At 55.4% G+C, this 13,607-nt stretch carries 9 protein-coding genes, 2 tRNA genes and 2 rRNA genes; 5 read left to right on the forward strand and 8 right to left on the reverse strand.

What is annotated here, in order from left to right:
- Window positions 1-118: 118 nt before the first annotated feature.
- From ACYZT2_RS19925 to ACYZT2_RS19940, 4 genes are all read right to left on the reverse strand, one after another.
- Window positions 119-3,010: ribosomal RNA gene (locus ACYZT2_RS19925) — 23S ribosomal RNA — on the reverse strand.
- Between the two features lie 236 nt (window positions 3,011-3,246).
- Window positions 3,247-3,322: transfer RNA gene (locus ACYZT2_RS19930), tRNA-Ala, on the reverse strand.
- 30 nt (window positions 3,323-3,352) lie between these two features.
- A tRNA-Ile gene (locus ACYZT2_RS19935) sits at window positions 3,353-3,429 on the reverse strand.
- A gap of 163 nt (window positions 3,430-3,592) precedes the next feature.
- Window positions 3,593-5,131 (reverse strand): 16S ribosomal RNA (locus tag ACYZT2_RS19940).
- The 16S and 23S rRNA genes sit together here with 2 tRNA genes alongside, the layout of an rRNA operon.
- 671 nt (window positions 5,132-5,802) lie before the next feature.
- Between ACYZT2_RS19940 and rhtA the strand changes: the two genes are divergently transcribed.
- From rhtA to ACYZT2_RS19960, 4 genes are all read left to right on the forward strand, one after another.
- The gene (rhtA, locus tag ACYZT2_RS19945) at window positions 5,803-6,690 is read left to right on the forward strand and encodes a threonine/homoserine exporter RhtA (RefSeq protein WP_237887093.1); all 888 of its coding nucleotides are present in this window, start codon (window positions 5,803-5,805) and stop codon (window positions 6,688-6,690) included.
- A gap of 168 nt (window positions 6,691-6,858) precedes the next feature.
- On the forward strand, window positions 6,859-7,140 hold the full coding sequence (locus ACYZT2_RS19950) for a hypothetical protein (protein WP_123719017.1): 282 nt from the start codon (window positions 6,859-6,861) through the stop codon (window positions 7,138-7,140).
- 97 nt (window positions 7,141-7,237) lie between these two features.
- Entirely contained in the window at window positions 7,238-7,978 is a 741-nt protein-coding gene (locus ACYZT2_RS19955; protein ID WP_461966669.1) for an SDR family oxidoreductase, read from the forward strand.
- Window positions 7,979-8,014: 36 nt separating this feature from the next.
- Complete coding sequence (locus tag ACYZT2_RS19960; RefSeq protein WP_461966671.1) at window positions 8,015-8,611, forward strand: 2-hydroxychromene-2-carboxylate isomerase; 597 nt, start codon at window positions 8,015-8,017, stop codon at window positions 8,609-8,611.
- Window positions 8,612-8,669: 58 nt separating this feature from the next.
- Here ACYZT2_RS19960 and ACYZT2_RS19965 read toward each other — a convergent pair whose 3' ends face one another.
- The 4 genes from ACYZT2_RS19965 to ACYZT2_RS19980 all read right to left on the reverse strand — a co-directional run bounded on the left by ACYZT2_RS19965 (window position 8,670) and on the right by ACYZT2_RS19980 (window position 12,895).
- Window positions 8,670-10,478 (reverse strand): aminopeptidase P family protein, encoded by a 1,809-nt coding sequence (locus tag ACYZT2_RS19965; protein WP_461966673.1) that lies wholly within the window; start codon window positions 10,476-10,478, stop codon window positions 8,670-8,672.
- 59 nt (window positions 10,479-10,537) lie between these two features.
- Window positions 10,538-11,704 (reverse strand): cysteine desulfurase family protein, encoded by a 1,167-nt coding sequence (locus ACYZT2_RS19970; RefSeq protein WP_461966675.1) that lies wholly within the window; start codon window positions 11,702-11,704, stop codon window positions 10,538-10,540.
- A gap of 205 nt (window positions 11,705-11,909) precedes the next feature.
- Window positions 11,910-12,524, reverse strand: a complete 615-nt coding sequence (locus ACYZT2_RS19975) for a LysE family translocator (protein WP_461966677.1) — start codon at window positions 12,522-12,524, stop codon at window positions 11,910-11,912.
- 101 nt (window positions 12,525-12,625) lie between these two features.
- On the reverse strand, window positions 12,626-12,895 hold the full coding sequence (locus ACYZT2_RS19980) for a hypothetical protein (protein ID WP_461966679.1): 270 nt from the start codon (window positions 12,893-12,895) through the stop codon (window positions 12,626-12,628).
- A 225-nt stretch (window positions 12,896-13,120) separates the two neighbouring features.
- On the opposite strand from ACYZT2_RS19980, the gene ACYZT2_RS19985 reads away from it, so the two are divergent.
- Window positions 13,121-13,579: a VOC family protein gene (locus tag ACYZT2_RS19985; RefSeq protein ID WP_461966681.1), complete on the forward strand. Its 459-nt coding sequence runs from the start codon at window positions 13,121-13,123 to the stop codon at window positions 13,577-13,579.
- Window positions 13,580-13,607 lie beyond the last annotated feature (28 nt).

The following is a 13,607-nucleotide window of genomic DNA, read 5'->3' on the forward strand; positions in this document are numbered from 1 at the left end:
TGTGACAGCTTGGTGTTTCGTGAGTGTCACAAACTTTCGGTTCGTTTCGTCTTCACACACCGCAATCTGGTGCCTTTTCGCTTTTCAGCTCGAAGCCTGCAAATTGCTTGGGTGTTATATGGTCAAGCCTCACGGGCAATTAGTATTGGTTAGCTCAACGCCTCACAGCGCTTACACACCCAACCTATCAACGTCGTAGTCTTCGACGGCCCTTCAGGGGACTCAAGGTCCCAGTGAGATCTCATCTTGAGGCTAGTTTCCCGCTTAGATGCTTTCAGCGGTTATCTATTCCGAACATAGCTACCCGGCAATGCCACTGGCGTGACAACCGGAACACCAGAGGTTCGTCCACTCCGGTCCTCTCGTACTAGGAGCAGCCCCTCTCAAATCTCAAACGTCCACGGCAGATAGGGACCGAACTGTCTCACGACGTTCTAAACCCAGCTCGCGTACCACTTTAAATGGCGAACAGCCATACCCTTGGGACCGGCTTCAGCCCCAGGATGTGATGAGCCGACATCGAGGTGCCAAACACCGCCGTCGATATGAACTCTTGGGCGGTATCAGCCTGTTATCCCCGGAGTACCTTTTATCCGTTGAGCGATGGCCCTTCCATACAGAACCACCGGATCACTAAGACCTACTTTCGTACCTGCTCGACGTGTCTGTCTCGCAGTCAAGCGCGCTTTTGCCTTTATACTCTACGACCGATTTCCGACCGGTCTGAGCGCACCTTCGTACTCCTCCGTTACTCTTTAGGAGGAGACCGCCCCAGTCAAACTACCCACCATACACTGTCCTCGATCCGGATAACGGACCTGAGTTAGAACCTCAAAGTTGCCAGGGTGGTATTTCAAGGTTGGCTCCACGCGAACTGGCGTCCACGCTTCAAAGCCTCCCACCTATCCTACACAAGCAAATTCAAAGTCCAGTGCAAAGCTATAGTAAAGGTTCACGGGGTCTTTCCGTCTAGCCGCGGATACACTGCATCTTCACAGCGATTTCAATTTCACTGAGTCTCGGGTGGAGACAGCGCCGCCATCGTTACGCCATTCGTGCAGGTCGGAACTTACCCGACAAGGAATTTCGCTACCTTAGGACCGTTATAGTTACGGCCGCCGTTTACCGGGGCTTCGATCAAGAGCTTCGCGTTAGCTAACCCCATCAATTAACCTTCCGGCACCGGGCAGGCGTCACACCCTATACGTCCACTTTCGTGTTTGCAGAGTGCTGTGTTTTTAATAAACAGTCGCAGCGGCCTGGTATCTTCGACCGGCATGGGCTTACGCAGTAAATGCTTCACCCTCACCGGCGCACCTTCTCCCGAAGTTACGGTGCCATTTTGCCTAGTTCCTTCACCCGAGTTCTCTCAAGCGCCTTGGTATTCTCTACCCAACCACCTGTGTCGGTTTGGGGTACGGTTCCTGGTTACCTGAAGCTTAGAAGCTTTTCTTGGAAGCATGGCATCAACCACTTCGTCACCCAAAGGGTAACTCGTCATCAGCTCTCGGCCTTAAGATCCCGGATTTACCTAAGATCTCAGCCTACCACCTTAAACTTGGACAACCAACGCCAAGCTGGCCTAGCCTTCTCCGTCCCTCCATCGCAATAACCAGAAGTACAGGAATATTAACCTGTTTTCCATCGACTACGCTTTTCAGCCTCGCCTTAGGGACCGACTAACCCTGCGTCGATTAACGTTGCGCAGGAAACCTTGGTCTTTCGGCGTGGGTGTTTTTCACACCCATTGTCGTTACTCATGTCAGCATTCGCACTTCTGATACCTCCAGCAAGCTTCTCAACTCACCTTCACAGGCTTACAGAACGCTCCTCTACCGCATCACCTAAGTGATACCCGTAGCTTCGGTGTATGGTTTGAGCCCCGTTACATCTTCCGCGCAGGCCGACTCGACTAGTGAGCTATTACGCTTTCTTTAAAGGGTGGCTGCTTCTAAGCCAACCTCCTAGCTGTCTAAGCCTTCCCACATCGTTTCCCACTTAACCATAACTTTGGGACCTTAGCTGACGGTCTGGGTTGTTTCCCTTTTCACGACGGACGTTAGCACCCGCCGTGTGTCTCCCATGCTCGGCACTTGTAGGTATTCGGAGTTTGCATCGGTTTGGTAAGTCGGGATGACCCCCTAGCCGAAACAGTGCTCTACCCCCTACAGTGATACATGAGGCGCTACCTAAATAGCTTTCGAGGAGAACCAGCTATCTCCGAGCTTGATTAGCCTTTCACTCCGATCCACAGGTCATCCGCTAACTTTTCAACGGTAGTCGGTTCGGTCCTCCAGTTAGTGTTACCCAACCTTCAACCTGCCCATGGATAGATCGCCCGGTTTCGGGTCTATTCCCAGCGACTAGACGCCCTATTAAGACTCGCTTTCGCTACGCCTCCCCTATTCGGTTAAGCTCGCCACTGAAAATAAGTCGCTGACCCATTATACAAAAGGTACGCAGTCACCCAACAAAGTGGGCTCCCACTGCTTGTACGCATACGGTTTCAGGATCTATTTCACTCCCCTCTCCGGGGTTCTTTTCGCCTTTCCCTCACGGTACTAGTTCACTATCGGTCAGTCAGTAGTATTTAGCCTTGGAGGATGGTCCCCCCATATTCAGACAAAGTTTCTCGTGCTCCGTCCTACTCGATTTCATGACCAAGAGATTTTCGCGTACAGGGCTATCACCCACTATGGCCGCACTTTCCAGAGCGTTCCGCTAATCTCAAAGCCACTTAAGGGCTAGTCCCCGTTCGCTCGCCACTACTAAGGGAATCTCGGTTGATTTCTTTTCCTCAGGGTACTTAGATGTTTCAGTTCCCCTGGTTCGCTTCTTAAGCCTATGTATTCAGCTTAAGATACCTAACTTATGTTAGGTGGGTTCCCCCATTCAGACATCTCCGGATCAAAGTCTGTTTGCCGACTCCCCGAAGCTTTTCGCAGGCTACCACGTCTTTCATCGCCTCTGACTGCCAAGGCATCCACCGTATGCGCTTCTTCACTTGACCATATAACCCCAAGCAATCTGGTTATACTGTGAAGACGACATTCGCCGAAAATTCGCGATTAAACTCACAAATTTTACCTTAGCCTGATCCGCTACCAGTGAAAGTAACGTTCAGTCTATCTTTCTATCACATACCCAAATTTTTAAAGAACGATCTAATCAAAGACTAGAAATCAACATTCACCATCGTCACGATGGAATGCTCATTTCTAAGCTTTCAACAAACAGAAGCAGTAGTGGTGGAGCCAAACGGGATCGAACCGTTGACCTCCTGCGTGCAAGGCAGGCGCTCTCCCAGCTGAGCTATGGCCCCGTATTTCTACAGGCGTTTCCCACACAAAATTGGTGGGTCTGGGCAGATTCGAACTGCCGACCTCACCCTTATCAGGGGTGCGCTCTAACCAACTGAGCTACAGACCCAATTTCGAGCTACTAAGGCCGACCTCACCCTGCTCTTAACCACACAGCATGGGGTGCGCTCCAACCAACTCAGCTACAACCTGATACAGGCTGCTTCTTATCGTCTTCTTCAATGAATCAAGCAATTCGTGTGGGAACTTATGGAGCAGCTGATGTCGTCGATTAAGGAGGTGATCCAGCCGCAGGTTCCCCTACGGCTACCTTGTTACGACTTCACCCCAGTCATGAATCACACCGTGGTAACCGTCCTCCCGAAGGTTAGACTAGCTACTTCTGGTGCAACCCACTCCCATGGTGTGACGGGCGGTGTGTACAAGGCCCGGGAACGTATTCACCGCGACATTCTGATTCGCGATTACTAGCGATTCCGACTTCACGCAGTCGAGTTGCAGACTGCGATCCGGACTACGATCGGTTTTCTGGGATTAGCTCCACCTCGCGGCTTGGCAACCCTCTGTACCGACCATTGTAGCACGTGTGTAGCCCAGGCCGTAAGGGCCATGATGACTTGACGTCATCCCCACCTTCCTCCGGTTTGTCACCGGCAGTCTCCTTAGAGTGCCCACCATTACGTGCTGGTAACTAAGGACAAGGGTTGCGCTCGTTACGGGACTTAACCCAACATCTCACGACACGAGCTGACGACAGCCATGCAGCACCTGTCTCAATGTTCCCGAAGGCACTCCGCTATCTCTAGCAGATTCATTGGATGTCAAGGCCTGGTAAGGTTCTTCGCGTTGCTTCGAATTAAACCACATGCTCCACCGCTTGTGCGGGCCCCCGTCAATTCATTTGAGTTTTAACCTTGCGGCCGTACTCCCCAGGCGGTCAACTTAATGCGTTAGCTGCGCCACTAAGAGCTCAAGGCTCCCAACGGCTAGTTGACATCGTTTACGGCGTGGACTACCAGGGTATCTAATCCTGTTTGCTCCCCACGCTTTCGCACCTCAGTGTCAGTATCAGTCCAGGTGGTCGCCTTCGCCACTGGTGTTCCTTCCTATATCTACGCATTTCACCGCTACACAGGAAATTCCACCACCCTCTACCATACTCTAGCTCGTCAGTTTTGAATGCAGTTCCCAGGTTGAGCCCGGGGATTTCACATCCAACTTAACGAACCACCTACGCGCGCTTTACGCCCAGTAATTCCGATTAACGCTTGCACCCTCTGTATTACCGCGGCTGCTGGCACAGAGTTAGCCGGTGCTTATTCTGTCGGTAACGTCAAAACAATTACGTATTAGGTAACTGCCCTTCCTCCCAACTTAAAGTGCTTTACAATCCGAAGACCTTCTTCACACACGCGGCATGGCTGGATCAGGCTTTCGCCCATTGTCCAATATTCCCCACTGCTGCCTCCCGTAGGAGTCTGGACCGTGTCTCAGTTCCAGTGTGACTGATCATCCTCTCAGACCAGTTACGGATCGTCGCCTTGGTGAGCCATTACCTCACCAACTAGCTAATCCGACCTAGGCTCATCTGATAGCGCAAGGCCCGAAGGTCCCCTGCTTTCTCCCGTAGGACGTATGCGGTATTAGCGTCCGTTTCCGAGCGTTATCCCCCACTACCAGGCAGATTCCTAGGCATTACTCACCCGTCCGCCGCTCGCCACCAGGTACAAGTACCCGTGCTGCCGCTCGACTTGCATGTGTTAGGCCTGCCGCCAGCGTTCAATCTGAGCCATGATCAAACTCTTCAGTTCAAACATCTTTGGGTTTTTAAGAAACCCTAAACTTGGCTCAGCAATCGTTGGTTACATCTTTGATTTCTCGCGGAGTAACTTGTGATGCTGATAATCTTGTTGACTATCAGTCTGACTCCACAAGCACCCACACGAATTGCTTGATTCAGTTGTTAAAGAGCGGTTGGTTAAGATCTTTCGTCTCAACCGAGGCGCGCATTCTACAGCAGCCTCTGTTGCTGTCAAGCGGTTATTTTCAGAAGTTTTCAAGGTTTTCCTCAACAACTTCAACCACTTGCGCTTCCGATCTCTCGTTAGCGGGAGGCGAATTCTACAGCGTTACTCGCTGCTGTCAACACCTCTTTTTTCTCCGCTTTCGACCGAGAAGATCGAACCGTCAATAAGGCGAAAGCACACTGCCCTACCAACTCCTTCTGGCTTCGATGAACTGAAGCGTAACCGCTGCCGAAAACTGCGTAACTCTTTGTTTACCAAGGAGTTTTCCGTTTCGACTGCGCCGGAAGTGGGGCGAATTATAGGCTTCCAGAATCTGCCGTCAACCCCTGATTTGATTTTTCTATCAGGATGTTCAAAATCCCTGCTTATATATAGACGCGCCCGCAACGAATGCGCAGTATATTGCCCAATACATACAATAAACTCTCGCTTGCCACTTCGGACGATGCCACGCAATGAATGATCACCCCCGCAGCCTTGCCTCGACTCTGTTCTCGGTCGGCCTGCTCTTGATAGCCATGGCATCCATCCAGTCCGGAGCTTCCCTGGCCAAAAGCATGTTCCCGGTTATCGGTGCTCAAGGAACGACCACCCTGCGACTGATCTTTGCCAGTGTGATCATGCTGCTGATATTGCGCCCATGGCGAGCGAAGCTCACCGCGAAATCCCTGCGCACCGTTATCGTCTACGGAATGGCGTTGGGCGGCATGAACTTCCTCTTCTATATGTCCTTGCGCACTGTCCCCTTGGGTATCGCCGTAGCTTTGGAGTTCACCGGCCCATTGGCAGTCGCTATCTATGCCTCACGTCGAGCGATCGACTTTTTATGGATCGCTCTGGCAGCCTTGGGTTTACTGCTATTGATTCCGATAGGCGCCACGAGCGCGGGCATCGACCTGGTCGGCGCAGGTTATGCGCTGGGTGCTGGTGTCTGCTGGGCGCTGTACATTCTGTTCGGCCAAAAGGCTGGTGCTGATAATGGGGTGCAGACCGCAGCATTGGGCGTGATGATTGCCGCCCTGTTCGTAGCGCCCATCGGCATTGTCCACGCTGGCGCCGCGTTACTGACACCCTCGTTGATTCCCGTGGCCATCGGGGTCGCCATTCTTTCCACCGCTCTGCCCTATACTCTGGAGATGGTCGCCCTCACACGGATTCCAGCCCGGACCTTCGGTACGTTGATGAGCATCGAACCTGCGATCGGCGCGCTGTCCGGCCTGTTGTTCCTCCAGGAATACCTTTCCCTGTCACAGTGGATGGCTATCCTGTGCATCATTCTGGCTTCCGTGGGCGCAACCATGACTATGGGGAGTACCGCCAAGCCTGTGGTCGCAGCAGATTGAAACGGGATTGACGAAGGTCTGGTATTTGCCGCTCAATTAGGCCATGTTTAGGCTACGTAACTCGGTGCCAGACATGGATTTTTTCAGATAGGGATATCAGAACGCTTCAAGCAAAAGCGAATGCAGGCAGCCCCAGGCACACACCCGGGGCCGCTATTAAGGACAGCAATGAAACGAATTTTGATACTGATCGCCGTACTTGCAATTGCGGGCTGCGCCGCGACCTCGAAACCCCAGATGAAACATGGCAAGAGAGGACTGCATATCAACTGTTCGGGGCTCTCGTCCTCGTGGGACAAGTGCTACACCAGCGCCGCCAATTCGTGTGCGCCCAAGGGATACAAGGTCATCGCCAAGTCAGGAGATGCGGTAGAAGAGCCCGGTGATTATCCGTTCGGCCTCAACCCGGCTGGCTATACCAGCCGCAGCATGATCGTCATCTGCAAGTAACCCTCCCGTTCTATCGGGTTTGTGTACCCGATAGGCGCTCCGCCCGGATGCTGCTAACGTTCGTCAGTCAATGACCGTTCAGCAAAGGGCGATATCCATGACCACCGCTATCAATAACAAGAAAATCGTATTGGTCGTCGGCGCAGGCGATGCCACCGGCGGCGCCATCGCCAAACGTTTTGCCCGTGAAGGGTATGTCGCCTGCGTCACACGTCGCAGCGCAGACAAACTCCAGCCATTGGTAGATTCCATCTCAGCCAGTGGCGGCGAGGCTCGCGGTTTTGCCTGCGATGCACGTAATGAAGAAGACGTGATAGCGCTCATCGAGCAGATCGAAACCGAGATCGGCCCCATCGAAGCGTTCGTCTTCAATATCGGCGCCAATGTGCCTTGCAGTATTCTCGAAGAAACCGCCCGCAAGTATTTCAAGATTTGGGAAATGGCCTGTTTCTCAGGGTTTCTCAACGCCCGTGAAGTGGCCAGGCGCATGGTCACCCGCCAACGGGGCACGATCCTGTTCACCGGCGCCACTGCCGGCTTGCGCGGTGCCGCGGGTTTCGCCGCCTTCGCCGGGGCCAAGCACGGGATTCGCGCCCTGGCGCAAAGCATGGCCCGCGAACTGGGACCGATGAACATCCATGTCGCCCACGTCGTAGTGGATGGCGCCATCGATACCGACTTTATCCGCGACAATTTTCCGGAAAAATACGCGACCAAGGATGAGGACGGCATTCTCGATCCCGAGCACATCGCCGACAACTATTGGTACCTGCACAGCCAGCCACGGGACGCCTGGACCTTCGAGCTGGATCTGCGCCCCTGGAACGAACGCTGGTAGCCCTCCCCTTCCAACAATAAGAAGAGCACATCGACCATGAGCAAAACCGTGGAGTTCTTTTTCGACCTCGGCAGCCCCGCCACTTACCTGGCTTATACCCAACTACCGAGGATCTGCAAACAGACCGATAGCCAACTGATCTACAGACCGATGCTGTTGGGTGGCGTCTTCAAAGCTACCGGCAATGCTTCCCCCGTCACCGTACCGGCAAAGGGTCGCTATATGTTTCAGGACCTGGACCGCTATGCCAAACGCTATGGCGTACCGCTGAAGTTCAACCCGCACTTTCCCATCAATACCCTGATGCTGATGCGCGCTGTCACGGGTATGCAACTGCGCCATCCCGAACGCTTTCAGTTGTTTATCGATTGCCTGTTTCACGCCCTTTGGGTTGATGGGCGCAGCCTCGATGATCCAGCGACTGTTGCAGTCGTGCTGTCGCAAAACGGTTTTGATCCGAACGAGGTACTGGCGCTGACCACCGATGAGGCAGTCAAAGCCAACCTCAAGGAAAACACTGAGGAAGCGGTGCAACGTGGCGTATTCGGTGCGCCGAGCATGTTTGTCGAGGGTCAGCTGTTCTTCGGCCAGGATCGGCTGGACTTCGTCCTTGAAGCCCTGCGTGCGCAATAACCAGGGCCTGACTATGACCTGAGCCAGGCGCTGAAAACAGCGCCTGAACTCAAACCGCTCAAATAGCCGCGGTTCGGATGTTCAACCATTCGAGGGCCGTGCCATCGAGCAACGGGCTCAAGCGTTCACGGACCTCGGCGTGATAGCCGTTGAACCATTGCTTTTCGTCTTCGGTCAGCAGCGACGGTTCCAGGCAACGGGTGTCGATCGGGCACAGGGTCAGGGTTTCGAATTTCAGGAACTCACCGAATTCGCTCTTGCCTGCTTCACGATTCAACACCAGATTCTCGATTCGCACACCCCAGCGCCCCGGACGGTAAGTGCCCGGTTCAATAGACGTGATCATGCCCGGCTGCATCGCGGTTTGCGGTGCCGCCGCGGCCTGATAGGCGATGACTTGCGGGCCTTCGTGAACATTGAGGAAGTAGCCGACGCCGTGACCGGTGCCGTGACCGTAGTCGACGCTTTCGGCCCAGATCGGTGCGCGAGCAATAGCGTCCAGCAACGGCGACAGAATGCCTCGTGGGAACTGTGCACGGGAGAGTGCAATCACGCCTTTGAGCACTCGGGTGCAATCGCGCTTCTGCTCGTCAGTTGGCGTACCCACCGGCACCATTCGGGTGATGTCGGTGGTACCGCCTAAATACTGGCCACCGGAGTCAATCAGCAACAGGCCGTCACCTTCGATCACCGCGTGTTCTTCTTCGGTGGCGTGGTAGTGCGGCATCGCACCATTGGCGTTAAACGCAGCAATGGTGTTGAAGCTCAGCGACACATAATCCGAGCGTCGGGTACGCGCCGCGGTCAGGTGTTCGTCGATGGTCAGTTCGGTGATGCGCTCACGCCCCAAGGCTGCTTCCAGCCAGGCGAAGAATTCGCACAGCGCCGCGCCATCCTGCTCCATCGCCCGACGAATGTGCTCGGCATCGGCCAGGCTTTTCTGCGACTTGGCCAAGGTGGTCGGATTCAGGCCTTCGAGCAATCTCACGCCGCTGTTCAGGTTATCCAGCAGACCAGCCGTGACCCGCGCCGGATCGACTTGCAGGCTCTCGCCGCTCGGCACGGCGTGCAAAGCAGCGGTTACTTCGCTGTAATCGCGCAGGGTCACGCCGTCCTGTTCGAGAATGGCGCGCAGTTCGGCGCTCACTTTACTCAGGGCGACGAACAAGGTGGCCTGCTGCTGGCTGATCAGGGCGAAAGACACAAAGACCGGATTGAACGACACATCGCCGCCGCGCAGGTTGAACAGCCAGGCGATGTCATCGAGGGTGGCGATGAAGTGCCAGTCGGCACCGCGCTCTTTCAGTACCTCCCGCAGTTTGGCGAGTTTTTCGCCACGGCTGACCGTCGCCTGAGGCGGCAAGTGTTGGTAGATCGGCTCGTTCGGCAGACTCGGACGATCACTCCAGACCTCGCTCAGCAGATCGATGTCGGTGCGCAGACGTGCGCCGCGTTCTTCGAGTTTGCTGCTCAAAGTACGCGCGGAGGCCACGGCAATCACCGCACCATCGACTGCGACGACAGCGCCTTCAGGGGTTTGCTCGGTCAGCCAATCGAGCGGGCCGGGTTGACCCGGTTGCAGCTTGACCAGTTCGATGCCGCTGCCCTTGAGCTCCTTGCTCGCTTGTTCCCAATAGCGGCTGTCGGCCCAGACGCCGGCAAAATCCGGCGTGACAATCAGCGTACCCACCGAGCCATGAAAACCCGACAGCCACTGCCGTCCCTGCCAATAACCTGGCAAGTATTCCGACAGGTGCGGGTCGGCCGACGGCACCAGCAGAGCATGAATGCCCTCCCGGCTCATCAGCTCTCGGGTTTGCGCCAGGCGCTCGGGCACCGATCCATTGATCAAAGGCTGCGTACTCATCGTGTCTCCTGCTAACCACTTTCATCATTATTGTTTAGTGCCGATCGACGTCAGCGCTTTTAAGGTCCTGTCGCCCAGAATGCCGGAGCACTGGCGCAAGCTGCTTTAATCAAATGTACCGCTTGGTCGATATCCTGCTCGGTGGTGAAACGTCCCAGGCTCAAGCGAACGGTGCGACTGGCCGAACGCGCGTCATGCCCCAGGGCCAGCAATACATGGGATGGCGCATTGCTGGCGGAGTTACAGGCCGAGGTCGCGGAAAATGCGATCGAGGTGCTCAACGCCGCGAAACTGAACACGCCTTCGTTGAACGTCAGGCTCAAGGTATGGGGAATACGCTGGGTCGGGCTGCCATTGAGACGCGCGCCGGGAATGCTCAGCAAAGGCTCGAGCAAGCGTTCACGCAGACGCGTGATAGTGGCTTTTTCTTCATCGAACGAGGTGGCCGCCAACGCGAAGGCCGCCCCCATTGCGGCAATCTGATGCGTCGCCAGAGTGCCGGAACGCAACCCGCCCTCGTGACCACCGCCATGGATCTGCGCCTGCAGACGCTGCTGCGCACGCGGGCCGACATACAGCGCGCCGATGCCTTTGGGACCGTAGACCTTGTGCGCCGAGAACGACATCAAATCCACCGGCCACCGGGCCAGATCGATCGCCACTTTACCCGCGCCCTGAGCCGCATCAACGTGAAATAACGCATCGCGATCACGCACCACCTGGCCGATGGCCGGGATGTCGTTGACGGTGCCCAGTTCGTTGTTGACCAGCATCAGCGACACCAGAAAGGTGTCCTCGCGCATCGCTTCGCTGACCGCTTGCGGGGTAATCAGGCCTTCGGCATCAGGCACCAGATACGTCACCGCAACGCCTGCGTCCTGCAATTGTTTTGCAGTGTCGAGAATCGCTTTGTGTTCGATCTGGCTGGTGATGATGTGGCCGCCGGACACACCGCGGGCCTGAGCCACGCCCTTGAGGGCAAGGTTGTTGGATTCGGTGGCGCCGGAGGTCCAGACGATCTGCTCCGCCTGGGCGCCCACCAATTCGGCAACCTGGCGCCGTGCTTGCTCAACCGATTGCCGGGCCTGCTGGCCGAAGACGTGGGAACTGGACGCTGGATTGCCGAAGTTACCGGTAAAACCCAGGCACTCGACCATGACCTTGATGACCCGCTCATCCACCGGCGTGGTGGCGGCGTAGTCGAAATACAACGGACGTATATTCATAAAAGACTCGCAGAGCGTGTTCCGGGATCAGGAAGCTCGTCACTGGAAGTTTCAAAGCGCCGCCTCATGAGCGACGCCGAATTTTCAGAACGACAGCAATACCTGATCGGAGGCCATTAAAGAAGAACAACTTCATTTAAAAGTGCGTAGGAACGCTCCTGAAGTCGAGCTTAACAGGCATCGGGCCACCGGATGAAGCAATGCGTCAGCTAAAACTTTCGAGCAATAACGGATACATCGAAGCCACCAACAATAAGGCCATCCCCCAGTTGAACAGCCGCAACCAGCGGCGATCGCGCAGCACATTGCGCAACAGCGTGCCGCAACCGGCCCACACACTGACGCTTGGCAGGTTGATCAAGGCGAAGACCGCGGCAATCACAATCACATTGGTGAAATAGCCCTGCATTGGTGTGTAGGTGCTGATGGCTCCGATGGCCATGATCCAGGCCTTGGGGTTGACCCATTGAAACGCTGCCGCGCCCAGATAACTGATCGGCTTACCCTCGCCCTGTTCACCCTCGGCTACCGGCCCGGAATGAGCAATTTTCCATGCCAGGTACAGCAGATACGCCGCGCCGACATAGCGCAACACGGTGTAAAGCATTGGATAGGTTTGAAACATCGTGCCCAGGCCAAAACCGACAGCGACCACCAGGACGAAGAAACCGCAGGTGATGCCCAGCATGTGGGGAATGGTGCGGTTAAAACCGAAATTCACGCCCGATGCCAGCAACATGGTGTTGTTCGGGCCGGGGGTGATCGAGGTGACAAGGGCAAACAGGGCAAAGCCCAGTAGCAGGTCGAGCGAGAGTGTCATGGGTGGCAGTCCATCAGGGTCAGTCAGGTATTGACCCTATCGCACACCTTGAGGGAAACCCATGGACAGTTGCGTGAAAGTTCGAGCAGTACAGTCGTCGCTCAGCTTGGGCGACCGTGCAGCTGTATTGCGCGTTCGGCATTCATCTCCCCTTGTTTGTCGAAACTGAACGATTTTGGTGGCTGGCCGAGCAATTCGGCTTTCTTTGCGTGGTACTCGTCGAAAGACAAGCCGCGACGACTCAGGGCCTCCTGCGCCAGTTCCCGGGTTTCTTCAGCGGTGTAGGGCCGCAGTTCCGGTGAAACATGGCTGGCACATCCGGCGAGAACAGAAACGGCGAGCAGCAAGAAAGTGGCGAATAGAGATTTCATTTCGGGTGTCCGGCGATCTGGGTTCGGGGCAATGAACACAGGCTACCGGTGCCGCTCGAAGGGTAGAAATCAACGCTCTCGATAGTGGGTATCGGATCAAAGATTGCCCGAACAGTGATGCTGCTGCTCGTCGGGCACTCGGTTGCGAGAAAGGAGCTGACCTATAGTTACTCGACCGGAAATCGGCGAAGGAACACCCTGATCCCACACAAAAGGAGAACCGTCATGAGCGTAAAACCTATTCCAGAGGGTTATCACAGCATCACCCCTTATCTGGGCATTCAGAAAGCTGCCGAAGCCATCGACTTCTACAAGAAAGCCTTTGGCGCCACCGAAGTCATGCGCCTGGCCATGCCCGATGGCGGCATCGGTCACGCCGAACTGCGTATCGGCGACTGCCCGATCATGCTTGGCACACCGTGTGACGAGGGGCCACTGAGCAACCCGGACAAGTCGCCGTCCGTGGGGCTCCATCTGTATGTGAACGATGTGGACAAGTCCTTTAAACAGGCCATCGATGCCGGTGCCACGCAGGTGTCCGAGGTGAAGGATCAGTTTTATGGCGACCGCTCGGGGACCTTGAAGGATCCCTATGGGCATTTGTGGTTTCTGGCCACGCATAAAGAGGATCTGACTCAGGAACAGATTGAACAGCGGGCCAAGGAGATGTTTAGGCAGGGTTGAGAGCTTCGGTGTTTGATCGGGCCCTATC

It is taken from the genome of Pseudomonas sp. MDT1-85 (genome assembly GCF_054898065.1).